Genomic DNA, 17887 nt, shown 5'->3' on the forward strand with positions numbered 1-17887 from the left:
ATCTACCGCGCCGCGCTCGGAACCGCCTCGCGTGCTCAGCGACGACGTCCTGACCCCCAGGGGTGGAAGACCCGCCTGTGCCGATCGGCAAGGGGAGAGACTGACCTCCTCGTCCTGCATGATGACCCATTCCTTCTCCACGACGAAGTAGTCGTGGACATTCCCAGGTTGGATCCGTACGAGGTCCGGACGCTGCTCACCACCACTGCTGACCCCTTCATCTGAGGCTTCTTGCCCCAAGATGGGCTGGCCGAACCGGTGCACCGCCAGGGCGGCGGCCTCGTGGACATCCCGCACGCCATCAGGGCCGCGGTAAGCGCTGACCCCTGACCGAGGTGGCGATCTCGTCCTCGTGGATCTCCTCGCGGACGAGTCGCACCAAGGTCGCCGGGGCGTCGGGGTGCGAGGCGAGCCAGTCACGGCCCGCCGCGTGCCCGCCCTCCGGGAACCCGCCCCGCACGAGCCGCATGGCGATCTCGATGGGGTGGTCGCGCCACACCTCCTCAAGCGAGGCGAAGTACCGTCCCGCGTACGGTTCCCTCAGTTCCCGTTGGCCGGGTGCCGTGAAGCCGGCCAGCAGGGCGTCGACGGCGTCGTTGGTCTCCCCGCCGACGGCGTGCGCCCGGCGCCACGCCTCCTCCTTCACCGCCGCCTCCGGGCGCGAAGCCCAGGCCCACAGGCGCGCCGTGCGCCCGGCCGCGGTGTCGTCGGCCGCCAACGCGGCATCGAGTTCGGCATCGGTGGCGGCGCCCTGCGTCGAGAGGCTCTGCCACGCCAGCCAGGTGAGATCCGGCGAGAGTTCGAGCCCGTCGATCCCACCGTCGAGCACCCACCGCACGTCCTGGGCGGCCAGCGCGGCCGCGCGGAGGTACGCGCGGGCCCATAGCAACTGCTCCGGGGAGCCGGCCTCGGCGGCCCCGGTGGCCGCGCGGGCACCGTCGCGCCACTGCTCGGCCAGGCGCGGGTCGGTGCTGTACCGCGACACCGCGATGAAGGCGCGCTCGAGCAGCGAGGCGAGCACGCCGGTCTGCCTCTCGCCAGCCCCCAGCACCGACGCGACGAAGGCGCCCGTCTCCAGGTGACCGGCGCGGACGTCCTGCCACAGCGCGGTCCAGGCGACGGCCCGCGGAAGCGGCTCGAGGTCGCCGACGTGGCCCAGCAGGTAGCCGCGCGACGTCTCGTCGAGGGCGACCCGGGCGAAGGTGTGATCCAGGTCGTTGAGCAGCACGGCGTCCGGCAGCGGCCGGCCGACGGCGGCGGCCACGGGCGTTTCACCGGCGGTGAGCACCACGTCGTGGCGGCTGTCGAGCTCCAACCGGTCACCCACCAGGCGGTAGAGGCCCACCGTGGTGGCGTGGGGCCGGCACGCGTCGGTGTCGCCGGCGCCGAAGAAGTCGCGGTGCACGACGAGTTCGCGCACGGTGCCGTCGTCCGGCTCGGCCAGGACGGTGGCGCTCAGGGTGTCGTGGCCGGAGGTCTGCAGCCAGGCAGCGCTCCAGGTGCTCAGGTCCCGGTCGGTCTCTGCGGCCAACGCGTCGATGAAGTCCGCCAGCGTGGCGGAGGAGAAGGCATGCGCCGTGAAGTAGCGACGCGATCCCGCGAGGAACGCGGGGAGGCCGACGAAGTGCACCAGCTGCGTGAGAGCGGAGGCGCCCTTGGAGTAGGTGATGCGGTCGAAGTTGGTCTTGGCCGCCTCGAGGTCCGGGATGTCGGCGACCACGGGATGGGTGGTGGGCATGGAATCGGCGAGGTAGGCGCCCACCTTGCGCTGGGTGGCGAAGTTGACCCAGCCCTCGTCGAAGCCCGCGGCCTCGACGGAGACGTGGGTGCCCATGAACTCGGCGAAGGATTCCTTCAGCCACAGGTCTCCCCACCAGCGCGGGGTGACGAGGTCGCCGAACCACATGTGGCTCATCTCGTGCAGCACGGTGTTGGCGCGCCCCTGCAACTGCGCCGGCGTGGGAGTGGAGCGGAAGAGGTACTGCTCGGTGAACGTGACCAGCCCCGGGTTCTCCATGGCGCCGAGGTTGTATTCGGGCACGAAGATCTGGTCGTACTTGGTGCCCCACGGGTACGGGCCGAAGTTCTCGGTGAACCAGTCGAGGCCGGCCCTGGTGACGCGGAACAGTTCCTCGGCGTCCAGGTGCTGCACGAGGCTCCTGCGGCAGAGCAGCCCGAGTTCGAGTTCCCGGGTTCCTGACGGGCCCGTGGGTTGGCGAGCGCCCAGCGGAGCACCGGTCCACGCCGCGGTCACCCGGTGGTACGGGCCCGCGCAGAGGCAGGTGATGTACGTCGACAGCGTGGCCGTGGGCTCGAAATCGACCCGCACCACGCCGTCGGAGACCGGCGTCCGGTTCGCTTCGGGCTGGTTGGAGCCGAACCACCAACCAGCCGGACCGGTGAGCGAGAAGGTGAAGGGGGCCCGCACATCGGGCTGCTCCATGGTGGGGAAGACGCGCCGCGCGTCGGCGGGTTCGTACTGCGTGTACAGGTAGGTCTCGCCGTCCACCGGGTCCACGAAGCGGTGCAGGCCCTCCCCCGTGCGGGAATAGCGGGCGCGCGCCCCGACCAGCACCTCGCAGCGACGACCCACCGGCAGGTCGGTGAGGCGGAGCCGGGCGCCGTCATACTGCACGGGTTGCGGCTCGCCGTCGAAGAGCAGACTGTCCACTTCGCCGAGGAAATCGAGCCACGTCTCGCCCTCGGCCGCGGTGAGGGTGAGGAGCGCCGCGACGGGGAAGTCGTGGTGCGCCGGATCGACCGCGTCCCGCACGTCGACCTCGACGTGGTACGCGTGCACCTCGAGGGTGGCGGCACGATGGGCGGTTTCCTGCTGGCTGAGGTTCGCAGACGACATGGAGCCTGAGTCTAGACGTGAGCATCGCGCCACCTCGGCGTGCGCCTCCGGTGTGGAGCAGGATCGTCCAGTGGGATCGGCCCGGTGACAGGGGGTACTTCAGGTTCGGGGGTGCGGTTAGGGTTTCCCTAGAAGTAAGGGATACTTCCATGGCGAAAGACGAGGATGTCTCATGTCCTACACCGTGAACTGCTCCATCCTCCTGACCGGGCTGCCGCTGCTCGAGCGCGCGCAGGCAGCACGGGACGCGGGATTCGATGCGGTCGAGTTCTGGTGGCCCTTCGCCACCTCCATCCCGCAGGCAGCCGAGATCGGGGCCTTCGAGGCCTCGCTGCGCAACGCGGGCGTGCAACTCACCGGCCTCAACTTCAACGCCGGGGACATGGCACGGGGTGAGCGTGGCCTCGTGTCGCTCCCGGGCCGAGAGGATGAGTTCGTCGCCAACCTGGACGTGGTCGCCGGCATCGGGGAGCGCACCGGCTGCCGCGCCTTCAACGCGCTCTACGGCCTACGCGACGACGCCTACACCCCGGACGAACAGGACGCGCACGCCGTAGCGATGCTCCGCAAAGCTGCGGACGCCGTCGACCGGATCGGTGGCACCGTGCTCGTTGAGCCCGTGTCGGGTGCCGAGGGCTACCGCCTGAAGACCGCCGCCGATGTGCTCGCCGTCATCGCCGAAGTGGGTCGTGACAACGTCAAGCTGCTCGCCGACTTCTTCCACCTCGCCGCCAACAATGACGACGTCGCCGCCGTGATCGAGGACCACGCAGCCGACTTTGGCCACATCCAGATCGCCGACTTCCCCGGCCGGGGCGCCCCCGGCACCGGCAGCCTCCCGCTGGCCACCTGGCTCGAACGCTCGAAGGAACTCGGCTACGACGGCTACATCGGCCTTGAGTACAAGCTGCCCGACGAGCCCTTCGCCTTCGTCGGCCAGGGAGTCCTCCCCGGCATCTGACCCGCTCCCACCCATTCTTCGAAAGGCGTTCTCATGACCAACATCGCATTCATCGGCCTGGGCATCATGGGGCTCCCCATGGCAAGGAACCTCGTCAAGGCGGGCCACCCCGTCGTCGCCTTCAACCGCAGCCCAGGGAAGGTGCAGCAGTTCGCCGCCGAAGGCGGCCAGGGCGCCACGTCCGTCGCCGAGGCAGTGAAGGACGCCGACGTCATCATCACGATGGTGCCGGATTCTCCCGACGTCGAGGCCGTGGTGACCGGTGACGAGGGAGTGTTCGCCAACGCGAAGCGGGGCGCCATCTGGATCGACACATCCACCATCCGCCCAGACGTCGCCCAGCGCCTCGCGCAACAGGCCACCGAAGCCGGCATCCGCGCCATCGACGCCCCCGTGTCGGGCGGCGAGGCCGGTGCGGTCGAGGGCAGCCTGTCGATCATGGTGGGCGGCGACTCGGGCGTGTTGGAGGAGGCCCGCCCCGTGCTCGAGGCCGTCGGTACCACCATCGTGCACGTCGGCCCGGCCGGTAGCGGCCAGACGGTCAAGGCTGCCAACCAGCTCATCGTGGCCGGCACCATCCAGCTCGTGGCCGAGTCGCTCGTCTTCCTCGAGGCCCACGGCGTCGACCTCGAAGCCGCCGTTCAGGTACTCGCCGGGGGCCTCGCCGGGAACCGCATCCTCGACCGCAAGGCCGCCTCGATGATCAAGGGCGAGTTCGCTCCCGGGTTCCGCATCGACCTGCACCACAAGGACCTCGGAATCGTCACCTCTGCGGCCCGCGAGGCGGGGGTCATCCTCCCCGTCGGCGCGATCGTCGCCCAGCTCATGAACTCCGCCCGCCAGCGCGGGTACGGATCGCTGGACCACTCGGCTCTGCTGAAGCTCGCGCAGGACCTGGCCGGCAAGAGCTGAGCCACTCCCCCCAGCCGGACCATCCACGACGACGACAGTCGCACCCACTAAGGAGACCCCTCATGACCCGGTCCTCATCCACCTGCGTATCGACGTCCAGATGACGGAGCTCGAGTCCGACATCGAGACCCGCGGACCGTCGCCCGCCGGCGACTGAGGAGGCCTTCGTGTTGGTCGTCATCGCCCCCGACAAATTCAAGGGTTCCCTGGCTGCGGATGAGGTTGTCGAGGCCATCGCCGCGGGTATCCGCGACGTGATGGGTGAAGGCGCAGAGATCGTGTCCCTCCCCGTCGCCGACGGCGGGGAGGGCACGGTCGAGGCGGCCATCTCGGCCGGTTACGAGCGGCGCACCGCCACGGTGCACGGCCCACTCGGCCACGGAGTCAACGCCCACTGGGCACTTCGCGACTCGGAGGCCGTCATCGAGATGGCGGCGGCCTCCGGCCTCGAACTCATCCCCGCAGCTGAACGCGATGGTCTCCGGGCCTCGTCGTTCGGCACCGGAGAACTGGTGCGCGAAGCACTCGATGCCGGGGCCAGCACCATCGTCCTCGGCGTGGGCGGCTCCGGCTCCACCGACGGTGGCGCAGGCATGTTGGAAGCCCTCGGGGTCCGGCTCCTTGCCGCCGATGGCTCCCCAGTGGGTCCCGGTGGCGGTCCGGTGGCCGACCTCGCACTGGTCGACGCCTCCGGGCTCGACCCGCGGCTGGCCGCCACGCGTTTCGTGCTGGCCAACGACGTGGACAACCCGCTCTGCGGACCCAGAGGCGCCGCTGCCGTGTTCGGGCCCCAGAAGGGCCTGACCCCGGACGCCATCCCCGTCATCGACGACGCCTTGGGGCGCTGGGCGAACCTCCTCGGCGAGGCCATCGGGCTTCCGCCAGGAGTGGATCTGCTCCCGGGCGCGGGCGCGGCCGGTGGGGTCGGCTTCGCGGCCCTCGCTGGGCTCGGGGCTGAATCACGACCGGGGGCCGAACTCGTGGCCGAGCTCGTGGGCGTGCCTCAGGCATTGGTCGGGGCGGATCTCGCCATCACCGGCGAGGGCAGCCTGGACGAGCAGTCCCTGGGAGGCAAGGCCCCGATGGGCGTGCTCGCCGCCGCCAGGAAGGTCGGGGTGCCCGCCGTGATCGTGTGCGGCAGGTCCCTGCTCGACGACGACCAATGGCAGCAAGCAGGATTCACCGCTCTCTACGCGCTCACCGATCGGGCCACCAGCCCGGAGGAGAGCATGCGCGAGGCGGCGAGGCTCCTGCGCGAGGTCGGACGAGAGTTCGCGATGTCGATGTTGACGCCGCTCCCCCAGCGAAAAGGCCACGCCTGACGAACTACCAGCCCCAGGGCGCCGTCGGCACCTGCAACGTGCCGACGCGGAAGAGGCGCTGCGTCAGCGCCGTATGCCGCGCGGCGCCCGGCCGGGCGGTTGTTGACCCGCGGCGAGTAGGGTCAGTCAGAGCTATCCGACAGGGTGCCGCTCACACCTTGGCTGCCCGGTACCCGGCCGCCTCTGCCGCGCTACGCGTTGCGAAGCACTCCTCGGGCTGCGTGCGGCTGTAGTAGCGCTGATCGGGCATGTGGTAGATCATCGAGTTCGCGTTGCCCTTGATGGGATATGCCGACGGGCAGTTCCAGCCATTCGGCGAGGCGGACCCCGACGTCGGCGCCGGGGCCACCGTGACGGGAGCCGCGATCGCCGCTGGCCTGGGCGCGGCAGCTGCGCTGAGGAGTTGCTTGGGGCCCGGAGCCGGCGGCGCCAGGTACGGTGCCGGGGCCGGGATCGTCGTCACGGCGGGTACCGTGGAGGTGGAGAAGCGCACCATCGAGTTGAAGACCTCCTTGGTCTCCTGCTTCACGACTCCCCCGGCCTCCGAGGCGACGGTGGCGACGATGTAGTTGCGGCACGCGCCCCAGCCGGTGGCCGCGGTGTCACACTCGGTGCGCCACGTGCGGCCGTCCGTCGAGGTCCAGGAGCCGGTGTTGCCCAGCGGGTTCGATGCCCACGCCTGGCGTGCCGAGGGGAGGTAGGCGAGGTTGTTGAAGGCCCAGGTGTTCTGCTTGTACCACTGGCCGTTCTCCATGAAGACCTTGGTGGCGAAGATGTCCGTGGTGCACCGGATGATGGTCGCCGAGTAGTTGGAGCACGACGTCTGCCAGTAGCGGTCGTTGATGAGTTGCACACCGGGCGTTGAGTACACGTCGCCCGTGGTGGCCTGTGCGGGCGTCGGGACCAGTAGCCCCGCCGTCGCTATGACGGCTGCGGCGATCCCCGCGAGAATTTTGCGCATGGACATGTCATTTCCCCAATCACCGGGACCCCCGCCCGGTTCCGAGCAGTCTGACACAGCCGGAACTGGGCGCCATCCCCGGGGTGGGGCTATGCAGCCGAAAGCGTCAGACGCGGGCGCCGAGGAACCCGATGACCGACTCGAAGAACCTCGCGCCGTCCGTGGTGGGCGACGTGAGCGGCTCGACGTTGTGCTCCGGGTGCGGCATGAGACCGACGACGTTGCCGCGCTCGTTGGTGATGCCGGCGATGTCATTGGCGGAGCCGTTGGGGTTGTCCAGGTACCGGAAGACGACCTGGTCGTTGTCCTCGAGCTTGCGCAGCGTTTCGGGCGTGGCCTGGTAGTTGCCCTCGCCGTTCTTCAGCACGATGGTGATCTCGTCGCCCTTGGTGAAGGCGGCGGTCCAGACGGTGTCGATGGTCTCGACGCGCAGACGCTCGTCGCGGCAGATGAACTGCTGGCCGGCGTTGCGGATCATGGCGCCCTCGAGCAGGTGCGCCTCGCAGAGGAGCTGGAAACCGTTGCAGATGCCGAGAACGGGCATGCCCTTGTTCGCGGCGTCGATGATGGTGTCCATGATCGGGCTGAAGCGGGCGATGGCGCCACAGCGCAGGTAGTCGCCGTAGGAGAAGCCGCCGGGCAGGATGATCGCGTCCACGCCGTCGATCGAATCCGAGCCGTGCCACAGCGGGACGGCCTCGGCGCCGGTGAGTTGCACAGCGCGCAGCGCGTCGTGGTCGTCGAGCGACCCCGGGAAGGTGACGACGCCGATGCGGGTCATCAGTCGGTCACCACATCGAAGGATTCGATGACCGTGTTGGCCAGCAGGGTCTCTGCGGCCTTACCGATCTGCGCGAGCATCTCGGGGGTGACGTCGCCGTCAACCTCGATCTCGAAGCGCTTGCCCTGCCGCACGGACATCCCGTGGAAGCCCAGCCGCTGCAGGGCACCGGTGACGGCCTTGCCCTGAGGATCCAGGATCTCGGGCTTGGGCATGACGTTGACAACGACGCGTGGCATGGGGGCAATCGTACCGGAAACGGGCTGGGCGGCCCGAAGTGTCTCTCCGAGCCGCCCACGTCCTGTGTCTGATCAGCTGAACAACACGATGTTGTTCAGGCGCCAACCGGTGTGCTGCTCGAACCGGTAGGCCCCGGCGGGTCCGGGCTTGGCCGACACCGCCGTCGCCCGGACGTAGGAGCGGCAGGCGCCATGGCCTGTGGCGGCCGTGTCGCACTCGGTTCGCCAGTCACGGCCGTCGGAGGCCCGCCATTCACCGGTGGCTGCGAGGGGGTTGCCCTCCCAGACCGCGCGTTCCACAGGGAGGTAGGTGAGGTTGTTGAAGGCCCAGCCCTGGCGCACCTCGTACCGGCCGTCCATCTGGGTCACGGTGGTGGCCCAGATGTCGGTGCGGCAGCGTTCCGTGACCGAGTAGGTCTCGCAGTCGGTGTACCAGCGGCGACCACCTACGTCGTGGAGCCCGGGCCGCGTGTAGGGGGCGGTGCGCCCAGCCGTCGCCTGCACGGTGTGCGTGACCACCGCCGTGGCGGTCACGGTGGGCGCCGGCACCGGCATGGCGGTCTCAGTGACGACGGCGGTGGCGGTGACGGTGGGCGTGGGGACGGGTACCGGGTCAGCGGCCGTCACGAGCACGGAGCCCGCGAAGGTACCCCGGCCGGTCACCGTGCTGTTCCAGGTGAGCGTGTACGCCCCCGGCTCCTCGAACACCAGCCGCCCGCCGACAGTGCGGCTGACGGTGGCGGGCAGCGTCAGGGCCACGTCCGACCCATCGAGGTGCGTGATGGACGTCGCGTTCACGGCTCGGCCGGTGTCCACCTGCTGCTCCACGCTCTGGTAGCGCGCCCGTACCTTGCTGGCATCCGTGACCACGAGGTCCTGCAGCGGGCTGAGGTCGACGATGGCGTTGCTGCTCAGGTCGAGGGAGGTGAGCGACTCGAAGGCCGCCAGCGGCGTGACGTCCGAGATCTTGTTTTTCGACACCAGCAGCGACGCCAAGGAAGGCAACCCGCTGAGCGGAGCCAGATCGGAGATCTGGTTGCCCTGGGCGGCGAAGGTCTGCAACGACGTGAGCCCGCGCAGCGACTCGAGCGAGGAGAAGCCGTTGTCGTGCGCTACCACCCGGGTGAGGTTGGGCATCCCGGAGAGGTCCAGCTCGGCGATGGAGTTGGCGTCGATGGTCAGGTCGCCGATCGAGTCGCTCACCAGGTTGCTGACGCTGGTCAACTGGTTACGGCTGAGGCCCACGGTCTTCAGCCGCAGCAGGGATGACAGTGCGCCGGCATCGGAGACTGCGTTGGAATTCAGCATGAGCGAGGTCAGATCGGTCAGCCCAGCCAGCGGCGTGACGTCTGTGATCTGATTGGTCGCCAGCCACAGGGAGGTCAGCCCCGTGAGGCCGGCCAGCGCCGAGACGTCGGTCAGCGCGTTGCCCGTCAGGGTGAGCGTCTCGAGGTTCTTGAGCCCGCTCAGGGGCGTCAGGTCCGCCACCTTGTGTCCGCTGAACGACAGCGACGAGATCCCGGTGAGGTGCTCGGCGCCGGTGACGTCCGTAATGGTGCGGTACTTCGACGCGGCGCAGGTCAGTTCGCCGGTCAGCCCGGTCAGGAGCTTCTGCGAGAGTGGCTTGTCAGCCGCGATCCCGAGCCGGTCGGTCAGGCACAGACGGAACTTCGCGTCCGGCACCTCCACCGCCGTCGGGTCGGTCACGGCCAGGCCTGCAGGCTCACTGCGCAGCGTCCCGGCCTCGTTCGTTGCCACTGCACGCACCTGGCGGCCGTCATCGGCCAACGCGACGGAGGCGAGCGTGAGGGTGGCGCCTGTGGCGCCGTCGACGGGGACCCAGGCGACGCCGTCGGTGGAGGACTCCCAGGTGATGACAGGCGTGGGCCGTGCCTTCACCGCTACGGTGAACCGCGCGTCGTACCCGGTCTCGGTGACCACATCCACCGGCTGGGCCTCGATCACCGGGGCGAAGGGCGCGGGATCCGGCAGTTCCCCGGGCGCGTAACCCGCCCACCGCGGAGCAACCCCGCCGAACACCGACGACGGCGACACCGACCAGCCCTCCACGCTCCCGGGCTCGGGGGTGTAGCTACTCGCACCCAGGTCGGAGAGCGTCCAGCTTCCCCAGCCGGAGTCGTCACTCCAGTGCCGGTGCCAGTAGGTCCACCACTGCCCGTCGAGCACGAAATCGGCCCGGATGCCGTTGATGACCTTCACGAACGACGGGTTGTCCACCGTGAAACCGGCTCAGGCAAGTGCGGCTGAACCGGTGGCGAATTCCGTCGCGCAGCCGCCCAGGAGTTCACCGGCCCCGGGGTCGACGAGGACCCAGACGTTGTCGTCGTAGATGCATTCGAGCACGTCCGTGTCCGTGAAGGTGAACTCGGTGTCGGCCCGGGCGACCGGTGAGAGCGAGAGCCCCATGGCGAGGGTGAGGGCGCCCACGAGGGCGCGTTTGATGATGGTGGCGTGTTTCATGCTGCCTGTCCTTCTCGCGACGAGCGTGACCAGGGCAGCAGAGCCGCACCGGACGCAGCTCGCTATCCGCGGCGATTACTGATTCCTGGAACAGGTTTTGGTCCGGCTCGCCGGAGTGCGGGACTCCGGTCACGGTTGCGGGTCAGCCTGGGATTTGCACCCAGTTCGCCACCTGTCTGGGCAGCACCCTATCCCTTTCTGCGGACAGGGTCAGGCGGCGAAGGCCGCCACCAGCTCTTCCAGGCTCACCTGCGGTTCACCCGCGACGGTGCCGTCCGGGTTGACGTCGACCTGGTGCAGCGCGTCGTCCGAATGCCAACAGACGCTCCAGTCGACCCGGGCCGTCAGGAGTTTCTCGATGGTGCGGTCCACAAGCTCTCCGGCCTCAGTGACCGAACAGTTGAGCCCGAGCGTCTCCTCCTGGCCCATCAGGAACACGGCGCACGAATCCTCGTACCGGAAGGCGAAGATCGATTGGGTCTCGCCCAGCGGCGCGATGACCTGCAGGTGCTCGGTGGCTGCCGCCACCGTCGAGGCCAGCTGGCGTTCCAGCCCTCGGGCGCTGTTCGTGGAGACGGCCGGCGACAGCGGGAGATCCTCCGGCGTCATACCCAGCAGGCTGAGCGCGAGCCGGCCTTCTTCCCCAGAGGCCAACAGTTCCAGGAACTGCGGCACCGCCAACACAACTGCACCTTCGGATGTGGTCATCTTGCCCCCCAAGAATCGACACGGGTGGAAATCCACCGATTATCAACAATAACAGCCTAGAATCCCCGCGCGATACGCTCTGCTGCATGCCTTCCCGTCGTTCCGCAGTGCCGCCGTTCGAGGTGATGACCGTCCTGGACCAGGTCGCCACGATGCGCGCCGCCGGCCGCGACGTGATCTCCCTCTGCGCCGGCGAACCCGCGGGCGGTGCGCCGGCGGCCGTCAATCGCGCCGCGGCAACGCTCCATGCTTCGGGGCGGGTGTTCGGGTACACCTCGGCGCTGGGCATCTGGCCCCTGCGCGTGGCCCTCGCAGAGCACTACCGACGCTGGTACGGGCTGGACATCGACCCTGCCCAGGTGGCAGTCACCACGGGTTCATCGGGAGGCTTCCTCCTGACCTTCCTGGCCGCGTTCGAGGCCGGTGACCGGGTGGCACTGGCGCGCCCGGGCTACCCGGCCTACCGCAACATCCTCACGTCGCTCGGGTGCGAGGTGGTCGACATCGAGAGCGGCCCCGACGTGCGCTTCCAGCCGACCGTCGAGCAGCTCGCCGCAGCACACGCTGAACGGGCGTTGCAGGGGCTGATCCTCGCCTCCCCTGCCAACCCCACCGGGACCATGGTCAGCCGCGACGAACTGGCGGCCCTGGTGGACTGGTGCCGGGCCGAAGGCGTGCGGTTGATCAGCGATGAGATCTACCACGGCGTGACGTACCCCGTCGGCGGCCACCGCGGCACCTCCGCCTGGGAACTGAGCGAGGACGCCGTCGTGGTGAGTTCATTCTCGAAGTACTGGGGCATGACGGGCTGGCGCATCGGATGGTTGTTGCTGCCTGCCGGTCTGGCCGACGCGGTTGACGCGCTGGCCGGCAACCTCGCCCTGTGCCCGCCGGCCCCGGCGCAGTACGCGGCGCTCGAGGCGTTCACCGACGAGTCCTATGCGCAGTGCGACGCCGCCGTCGCCGGTTTCGCAGAGGCCCGCGGCCTGCTGCTGGCCGCGGAGGACCGGCTGAACTGGGGCGTGGCCGCGCCGGCGGACGGCGCCTTCTACTACTACGCGGACCTGGGTCCCCAATTGGAGCATTGGGCCGACTCTCGGGCGTACGCCTCGGCGCTGCTCGAGGCGGCCGGGGTCGCAGTGACGCCCGGCCGGGATTTCGACACCGTGCTCGGTGACCGCACCGTCCGGCTGTCGTTCGCGGCCGGGGCCCCGGCCATCGCTGAGGCGATCGAACGGATCGTGGCCTTCCAGTCCTAGCAGCTCCTGGAGTTATCCACAGCTGCATCGGTAGCCCTTGTGAAGATCCCCCGGGGCTCTATCTTTTAGAACATGCATGTTAATCGACGCAGCACTCAGGGGGCCCTGGAGGTCGCCCGGGAGGCGTTGTCGTCGATCGATCACAGCGAGCGCGAGGGGTTGACCGCGGCGGAGTTGGTGGGGCTGATGCAATTGGCCCGCAACCTGGCGGACCGGTTCTCCGCCTTGGCATCGACCGTGACCAGCGAGGTGGACCGCCGCAGGTCTGCGCGGGAGGCAACCGGCACGGAACTGACCGCGTTGATCTCCACGACGGAGGGCCTGGATTCGCGCGATGCAGCGGGTCAGGTGTTTCAGGCGGCGGAGATCAGCAGACACGAACCCGTGCGCGACGCCGCCCTGGCCGGCGATATCTCACCGAAGCAGGCCGCCGCGGTGGCCAAGGGCATGGCCACACTCCCCGAGTTGCCGGTGGAGATTCAGCGCAAGGTCGAAGAGGCCTACGTCGGCAGGGCTCTGGAGATCGGCGCCACACCACGCAAATTGAGGGACATCGCGCCCTTGGTGCTGGCGGAGGTGGCACCGGAACTGCTCCCCTCACGGGAGTCGGCGCAGGAGCACTTGGCAGCCCAGGCGGAGCGTGCCAGGGCCAGGCGGTATTTCGACTACGCGGACGACGGTGCGGGTGCGGTGAAGTTCCACGGCTGCCTACCAGAACTCGAGGCCGTGCCACTGTTGAAACTGGTGGAGGGCTACGTCGAGCGTGATCGCCGCGCCCAGCGCCGCCGGTTGGCCGGGCTGGCAGGGGCCAGGGCCAGCGCCTCGGCAATCCGGTCCCAGCGGGTGCTGGACCTGAACCGGACCCCCGGGCAGCGTCGCGCCGACGCACTCCTCGCCCTGATCGCCGACCACAGAGAGGGGCCGGTCACCTCCGGAGACCGGCCACGAGTTGTCGTTGAGATGACGCTCCAGGAACTGCGGGGGCACGCGGAGGAAGCCCGGCTCCTGCCTGAGGGGAAGCAGGTCACGGCAGGGGACCTGCGGCGGCTGCTGTGTGACGCCGACGTGATGCCCGCCGTCCTGGGCGGCCGCTCCGAGGTGCTGGACGTGGGCCAGGCGCAGCGGCTGGTGACCCCCGCGATGCGACGGGCGTTGACAATCCGCGACAAGGGCTGCATCTTCCCCGGTTGCTGCAAACCCGACGCCTCATGCGAGGCCCACCACGTGATCCCCTGGTGGGCCGGCGGTGCCACCTCGCTCCGAAACCTGGCGTTGTTGTGTCCCTTCCACCACTCCCAGGTCGAACCGGACAGGTACCGGCGATCCGATCAGTGGAAGGTCATCATGGACCCCCTCACCCAAAGACCCAGAGTCGTCCCACCCGACAGGCATTCGGTGTTCACCCGTAGGGGATCAGGATCGGCCAGGGGGCCGGACTAGGCGCGCCCGCGGGAGACGGTGGGGTCGTCAGCGATGGAGAACCGCAGCGGGTAATCCGTGGCCACGCTGATGCCCACGCGCGGACCGGACACTGTCACGGGCGCGGGGCCGGTGCGAGGGCTGAGGAGCAGGCCGGTGGAGCCGTCGAGCGGCGCCCCGGTATCTGCGAGGGTGATGCCCATGGCCACGGTGAGCCTGGCCGGGCCCGCGGCGAGGTCGTGATCGGTGCGGGTCCGCCCCTTCGCGGAGCGGCGGGCACGCGCTATGTCCACTCCCTCGACGACCTCCCCGGCGCGCACCAGCACACCGGTGGCCGTGCCCTCCGGTCCCACCTTGATGTTGAAGCAGGTGTGGAGCCCCATGTGCCGGTAGACGTAGGCGTGCCAGGGCGGGCCGAACATCGCCGCGTTGCGCGGGTTGGGGCCGCGGTAGGCGTGCGAGGCCGGGTCGTGCGGCCCCGCGTACGCCTCCACCTCCGTGATCCGCAGGGTCACCGGCCCCGGTTCGCGGTCGACCGTGAGGTGGGCGCCCAGCAGCCCCCGGGCCTCTCGGGCCACGAGGTCGAGGGCCGCCAGGGCGTCGGCACCGAGGTGGGTGAAGAGGATGTCGCGGGGAACCAGCACCCCTCCGACTCTACGTGTCTCCGCTAGCCTGAGAGCCAGTTCAATGACGAGCGGAGGCAACAAGAGCAGGGTGTTAGTGGCGGGCGAGTCCTGGGTCAGCGCCGTGGACGACCACAAGGGCTACGACGTCTTCCCCCATACGCAGGTCCACATCGGCTGCGCTGAACTGCTCGTGGCGCTGGCGGAGGCGGGCACGAGGTGACCCACCTGCGCTCCCACGACGTCGCCACGGATTTCCCCCTCACCTTGGAGGAACTCGACGCCTACGACGTGGTGATCCTCTCCGACGTCGGCGCCAACACCCTGCTGCTGCCGCCCTTCGCCGCGAACTGGATCGTGCCGCTCACCTCGGTGCGTCAGCCCCCCGCGACATGAGCGAGACCGCTGCGCGACTGCTGATCGACCACGTGACCCATCCCGGGCACGAGCACCAGAGGGTGGTGCTGGAACCCGTGCTGGTGGTCCGCCGGTCGTCGGGCTGCTACGAGGAGTAGCCGGGCATCTTCAGCAGGCGGCACACGTCGTCGTGGAGCGGCGACACGGGCAGCTCACGGCCATCGGCCTGCGTGATGCGCGCGGCCAGCCGGCCGCTGGACAACAGCCAGGCACCCCGGGCCCGGAAGAGGTCGTCGACGGTGATGGGCTTCACTTCCACACTGAGCCCTGCGGCGGGTGCCTCGTCGAGGAGTTCGGCGATCGTGATGGAGCGCAGGATGCCCTCGAGCGGCGGAGTGGTCAGCACCCCGTCGAGGTCCAGCACGACGCTGGAGGTTGGGCCCTCGAGGATGGTGCCCGACGGGGTGATGAAGATGACGTCGTCGGCGCCGTTGGCGATGGCGTAGCGGCGCGCGGCCATGTTGATGCCGTAACTCAGGGACTTGGCGCCGGGCAGCAGCCATGGCAGGTCGACGATGCCGGAGCCTTCAAAGCCCCGGTCGAGCATCAGGACGCGCACGCCGTCGCGGCGCTCGCGCAACGTGCGCTCGTCCATGGGGGCTGCCATCACCCAGCCGTTGGGCTCCTCGATGCCCTCGGCCCCGCGGGTCATGATGAGGCGCAGCACCGCTTCCCGGTCGGCCTGCCAGTCCCAGGCCCGCACGACCGCCTCGATCGCCCGCCGGTAACCGGCGGCATCCGGCGCAGGCAGGTGCAGGATCTCGGCGGACCTCGCCAGCCGCGCGAGGTGCTCCTCGACATGGAGCGCGGCCCCGTCGACCGCAAGCAGGGCGTCAAACACCCCGTCGCCCCGGACGACGCCCTGGTCGTCGGCGCGGACAATGGGTTGGGAGGGGTCGATGATCGTGCCGTCGAGGAGTGCAACCATGCGGATAGCCATGGCTGGACTCTACGCGGCCGGCGCTCAGGCGGGGCCTGACTGACCGAGGAGATCCTCGGCCTGCTGCCGGTGGGGCGCCGGGTCGATTCCGTGCTCGGCCAGCCATGAGTCGTGACCGTAGGTGGCCGCGTAGCGCTCGCCGGAGTCACAGATCAGCGACACGATGCTGCCGTTCTCCCCCGCCTCGTGCATCTGGCGCGCGATCTGCAGCGCGGCCCACAGGTTGGTGCCGGTGGAGGGCCCGACGGTGCGGCCCAGCACACCGGCGACGGCCTGGGCCATCGCCACGGAGGCTCCGTCCGGCACGGCGATCATGCGGTCGACGACCCCTGGCACGAAGCTCGGTTCCACCCGGCTGCGGCCGATGCCCTCGATGCGCGAGCCGCGGTCCGTGTGCACGCCAGGGTCGCCGTCGCGCCAGCCGGGCAGGAACGCGGAGAAGTCCGGGTCCGCCACCGCGAGGCGGGTGTGGTGACGGCGGTAGCGCACGTACCGCCCGATGGTGGCGGCCGTACCGCCGGTGCCGGCGCTCACCACGACCCACGACGGGATGGGATGACGCTCAAGCTCCAGTTGGGAGAAGATCGAATCGGCGATGTTGTTGTTGCCCCGCCAGTCCGTGACCCGCTCGGCGTGCGTGAACTGGTCGAGGTAGTGCCCCCCGGTCTCGCTGGCGAGGCGGGCGGCCTCGTCGGAGATGGCCGTCGGGTCGTCGACGAGGTGGCAGGTGCCGCCGGCGCGTTCGATGAGGCCGATCTTCTCCCCACTGGTGGAACGCGGGATGACGGCGATGAACTTCAGCCCCAGCAGCCGCGCGAAGTAGGCCTCGCTGACGGCCGTGGAGCCGCTGGAGGATTCGATGACGGTGGTGTGCTCATGGATCTGCCCGTTGCACAGCGCGAAGAGGAACAGCGAGCGCGCCAACCGGTGCTTGAGCGAACCCGTCGGATGCGTCGATTCGTCCTTGAGGTAGATGTCGACGCCGGGATAGGCGCGCAGTGGCAGCCTGAGCAGATGCGTCTCCGCGGAGCGGTTCGCGTCGGCCTCCACCTTGCGGATGGCCTCGTGGACCCAGGCGCGGTCCACGGCGTCCGAGCGGTCGATGTCCTGGCCAGGTGTCATGTCAGGCCGCCGTGAAGTCCTCGCCCGTCAACCGGCGGTAGGCCTCGAGGTAACGGCTGCGGGTGGCGTCGACCACGTGCTCGGGCAGTGCCGGCGGCGGGGTGTCGGAGGCCCTGTCCCAGCCGGATTCCTTCGCCAGCCAGTCACGCACGTACTGCTTGTCGAAGCTGGGCAACGACTCGCCCGGCGCCCAGAGGGCGGCGTCCCAGAAGCGCGACGAATCCGGGGTGAGCACCTCGTCGGCCAGCACCAGCGTGCCGTCGGGGCGGCGGCCGAACTCGAACTTGGTGTCGGCCAGGATGATGCCGCGCTCTGCGGCGATCTCGGCTGCCCGCGAGTAGATCCGCAGCGTGAGGTCGCGCAGCTGTGCAGCGAGCTCCTCGCCGTGGATGCCGGCGATGGTGGCGTAGTCGACGTTCATGTCGTGCTCCCCCATCGGCGCCTTGATGGCCGGCGTGAAGATGGGCTCGGGCAGCTTGTCGCCGTCGCGCAGGCCCTCGGGCAGCGGCACCCCGCACACCGTGCGCGACTCCTGGTACTCCGTCCATCCGGACCCGGTGAGGTAGCCGCGCGCAACGCACTCCACCTCGACCATGTCCAGCGACTCCACCAGCGTGGCGCGGCCGGCAACCGCCTCGGGTACCTCCGTCGAGACGACGTGGTTCTCGACGAGGTCCGTGAGCTGGGCGAACCACCACAGCGACAACTGGGTCAGGATCGCGCCCTTGTCGGGGATGAGCGTGCTCAGCACGTGGTCGTAGGCCGAGATGTTGTCCGTGGCGACCATCAGGATGCGGCCGTCCGCTTCGTACAACTCGCGGACCTTGCCCGCGTGCAGGAGGGGGAGGTTGAGGAGGTGCCCGTACTGACTCACCGGGTGAGCGT

General features: G+C 69.4%; 18 protein-coding genes and 1 pseudogene. 8 read left to right on the forward strand and 11 right to left on the reverse strand.

From position 1 onward, the window contains the following. Positions 1-301 precede the first annotated feature (301 nt). A complete protein-coding gene (pepN, locus tag ACX1DX_RS07335) occupies positions 302-2857 on the reverse strand; it encodes an aminopeptidase N (protein WP_459398105.1) in 2556 nt (851 codons plus the stop codon). 172 nt (positions 2858-3029) lie between these two features. Here pepN and ACX1DX_RS07340 point away from each other — a divergent pair, with 172 nt between their 5' ends. The 3 genes from ACX1DX_RS07340 to ACX1DX_RS07350 all read left to right on the forward strand — a co-directional run bounded on the left by ACX1DX_RS07340 (position 3030) and on the right by ACX1DX_RS07350 (position 6052). Next, the gene (locus ACX1DX_RS07340; protein ID WP_459398106.1) at positions 3030-3818 is read left to right on the forward strand and encodes a hydroxypyruvate isomerase family protein; all 789 of its coding nucleotides are present in this window, start codon (positions 3030-3032) and stop codon (positions 3816-3818) included. A gap of 33 nt (positions 3819-3851) precedes the next feature. After that, positions 3852-4730, forward strand: a complete 879-nt coding sequence (locus ACX1DX_RS07345) for a 2-hydroxy-3-oxopropionate reductase (RefSeq protein WP_459398107.1) — start codon at positions 3852-3854, stop codon at positions 4728-4730. Between the two features lie 167 nt (positions 4731-4897). Next, complete coding sequence (locus ACX1DX_RS07350; RefSeq protein WP_459398108.1) at positions 4898-6052, forward strand: glycerate kinase; 1155 nt, start codon at positions 4898-4900, stop codon at positions 6050-6052. Between the two features lie 151 nt (positions 6053-6203). Here the strand turns inward: ACX1DX_RS07350 and ACX1DX_RS07355 are convergent, their stop codons facing one another. From ACX1DX_RS07355 to ACX1DX_RS07380, 6 genes are all read right to left on the reverse strand, one after another. Further along, entirely contained in the window at positions 6204-7013 is an 810-nt protein-coding gene (locus ACX1DX_RS07355) for a sunset domain-containing protein (RefSeq protein WP_459398109.1), read from the reverse strand. A 106-nt stretch (positions 7014-7119) separates the two neighbouring features. After that, positions 7120-7794 (reverse strand): phosphoribosylformylglycinamidine synthase subunit PurQ, encoded by a 675-nt coding sequence (gene purQ, locus ACX1DX_RS07360; protein WP_182765290.1) that lies wholly within the window; start codon positions 7792-7794, stop codon positions 7120-7122. Continuing rightward, positions 7794-8033 (reverse strand): phosphoribosylformylglycinamidine synthase subunit PurS, encoded by a 240-nt coding sequence (gene purS, locus ACX1DX_RS07365; protein ID WP_459398110.1) that lies wholly within the window; start codon positions 8031-8033, stop codon positions 7794-7796. The genes purQ and purS overlap by 1 nt, the downstream gene beginning before the upstream one ends. 72 nt (positions 8034-8105) lie before the next feature. Then, complete coding sequence (locus tag ACX1DX_RS07370; protein WP_459398111.1) at positions 8106-10271, reverse strand: leucine-rich repeat domain-containing protein; 2166 nt, start codon at positions 10269-10271, stop codon at positions 8106-8108. 12 nt (positions 10272-10283) lie between these two features. Next, positions 10284-10514, reverse strand: a complete 231-nt coding sequence (locus tag ACX1DX_RS07375) for a hypothetical protein (protein WP_459398112.1) — start codon at positions 10512-10514, stop codon at positions 10284-10286. A 210-nt stretch (positions 10515-10724) separates the two neighbouring features. Further along, complete coding sequence (locus tag ACX1DX_RS07380; protein WP_459398113.1) at positions 10725-11222, reverse strand: hypothetical protein; 498 nt, start codon at positions 11220-11222, stop codon at positions 10725-10727. Positions 11223-11308: 86 nt separating this feature from the next. On the opposite strand from ACX1DX_RS07380, the gene ACX1DX_RS07385 reads away from it, so the two are divergent. Together ACX1DX_RS07385 and ACX1DX_RS07390 are read left to right on the forward strand one after the other, a co-directional pair. Further along, a complete protein-coding gene (locus tag ACX1DX_RS07385; protein ID WP_459398114.1) occupies positions 11309-12481 on the forward strand; it encodes a pyridoxal phosphate-dependent aminotransferase in 1173 nt (390 codons plus the stop codon). 72 nt (positions 12482-12553) lie between these two features. After that, positions 12554-13921, forward strand: a complete 1368-nt coding sequence (locus ACX1DX_RS07390; RefSeq protein WP_459398115.1) for an HNH endonuclease signature motif containing protein — start codon at positions 12554-12556, stop codon at positions 13919-13921. On the opposite strand, the gene ACX1DX_RS07395 is transcribed toward ACX1DX_RS07390, so the two are convergent. Next, positions 13918-14544, reverse strand: a complete 627-nt coding sequence (locus ACX1DX_RS07395) for a DNA-3-methyladenine glycosylase (RefSeq protein ID WP_245243971.1) — start codon at positions 14542-14544, stop codon at positions 13918-13920. The genes ACX1DX_RS07390 and ACX1DX_RS07395 overlap by 4 nt on opposite strands. A gap of 43 nt (positions 14545-14587) precedes the next feature. Here ACX1DX_RS07395 and ACX1DX_RS07400 point away from each other — a divergent pair, with 43 nt between their 5' ends. From ACX1DX_RS07400 to ACX1DX_RS07410, 3 genes are read left to right on the forward strand one after another with little or no spacing between them, the layout of a single operon-like run. Further along, positions 14588-14746, forward strand: coding sequence for a hypothetical protein (locus tag ACX1DX_RS07400; RefSeq protein WP_459398116.1), 159 nt, complete (start codon positions 14588-14590; stop codon positions 14744-14746). Continuing rightward, the gene (locus tag ACX1DX_RS07405) at positions 14743-14919 is read left to right on the forward strand and encodes a glutamine amidotransferase (protein ID WP_459398117.1); all 177 of its coding nucleotides are present in this window, start codon (positions 14743-14745) and stop codon (positions 14917-14919) included. Before ACX1DX_RS07400 ends, ACX1DX_RS07405 begins: the two co-directional genes overlap by 4 nt. Then, a complete protein-coding gene (locus ACX1DX_RS07410) occupies positions 14916-15038 on the forward strand; it encodes a hypothetical protein (RefSeq protein WP_459398118.1) in 123 nt (40 codons plus the stop codon). Before ACX1DX_RS07405 ends, ACX1DX_RS07410 begins: the two co-directional genes overlap by 4 nt. Here the strand turns inward: ACX1DX_RS07410 and ACX1DX_RS07415 are convergent. The 3 genes and pseudogenes from ACX1DX_RS07415 to ACX1DX_RS07425 all read right to left on the reverse strand — a co-directional run. After that, positions 15026-15880 (reverse strand): aminodeoxychorismate lyase, encoded by an 855-nt coding sequence (locus ACX1DX_RS07415; protein ID WP_459398119.1) that lies wholly within the window; start codon positions 15878-15880, stop codon positions 15026-15028. The genes ACX1DX_RS07410 and ACX1DX_RS07415 overlap by 13 nt on opposite strands. A 24-nt stretch (positions 15881-15904) precedes the next feature. Then, entirely contained in the window at positions 15905-17002 is a 1098-nt protein-coding gene (locus ACX1DX_RS07420) for a PLP-dependent cysteine synthase family protein (protein ID WP_459398120.1), read from the reverse strand. Between the two features lie 22 nt (positions 17003-17024). After that, positions 17025-17876 (reverse strand): annotated as a pseudogene (locus ACX1DX_RS07425) (phosphoribosylaminoimidazolesuccinocarboxamide synthase); the annotation flags it as partial. Positions 17877-17887 lie beyond the last annotated feature (11 nt).

It is taken from the genome of Tessaracoccus zhenghani (assembly GCF_054552775.1).

Excerpts from the sequence above, each read along its gene's own strand:
- pepN (WP_459398105.1), bottom strand. The coding sequence starts at position 2,857 with ATGTCGTCTGCGAACCTCAGCCAGCAGGAAACCGCCCATCGTGCCGCC.
- ACX1DX_RS07340 (WP_459398106.1), top strand. The coding sequence starts at position 3,030 with ATGTCCTACACCGTGAACTGCTCCATCCTCCTGACCGGGCTGCCGCTG.
- ACX1DX_RS07345 (WP_459398107.1), top strand. The coding sequence starts at position 3,852 with ATGACCAACATCGCATTCATCGGCCTGGGCATCATGGGGCTCCCCATG.
- ACX1DX_RS07355 (WP_459398109.1), bottom strand. The coding sequence starts at position 7,013 with ATGCGCAAAATTCTCGCGGGGATCGCCGCAGCCGTCATAGCGACGGCG.
- purQ (WP_182765290.1), bottom strand. The coding sequence starts at position 7,794 with ATGACCCGCATCGGCGTCGTCACCTTCCCGGGGTCGCTCGACGACCAC.
- purS (WP_459398110.1), bottom strand. The coding sequence starts at position 8,033 with ATGCCACGCGTCGTTGTCAACGTCATGCCCAAGCCCGAGATCCTGGAT.
- ACX1DX_RS07375 (WP_459398112.1), bottom strand. The coding sequence starts at position 10,514 with ATGAAACACGCCACCATCATCAAACGCGCCCTCGTGGGCGCCCTCACC.
- ACX1DX_RS07380 (WP_459398113.1), bottom strand. The coding sequence starts at position 11,222 with ATGACCACATCCGAAGGTGCAGTTGTGTTGGCGGTGCCGCAGTTCCTG.
- ACX1DX_RS07385 (WP_459398114.1), top strand. The coding sequence starts at position 11,309 with ATGCCTTCCCGTCGTTCCGCAGTGCCGCCGTTCGAGGTGATGACCGTC.
- ACX1DX_RS07390 (WP_459398115.1), top strand. The coding sequence starts at position 12,554 with ATGCATGTTAATCGACGCAGCACTCAGGGGGCCCTGGAGGTCGCCCGG.
- ACX1DX_RS07400 (WP_459398116.1), top strand. The coding sequence starts at position 14,588 with ATGACGAGCGGAGGCAACAAGAGCAGGGTGTTAGTGGCGGGCGAGTCC.
- ACX1DX_RS07410 (WP_459398118.1), top strand. The coding sequence starts at position 14,916 with ATGAGCGAGACCGCTGCGCGACTGCTGATCGACCACGTGACCCATCCC.
- ACX1DX_RS07415 (WP_459398119.1), bottom strand. The coding sequence starts at position 15,880 with ATGGCTATCCGCATGGTTGCACTCCTCGACGGCACGATCATCGACCCC.
- ACX1DX_RS07420 (WP_459398120.1), bottom strand. The coding sequence starts at position 17,002 with ATGACACCTGGCCAGGACATCGACCGCTCGGACGCCGTGGACCGCGCC.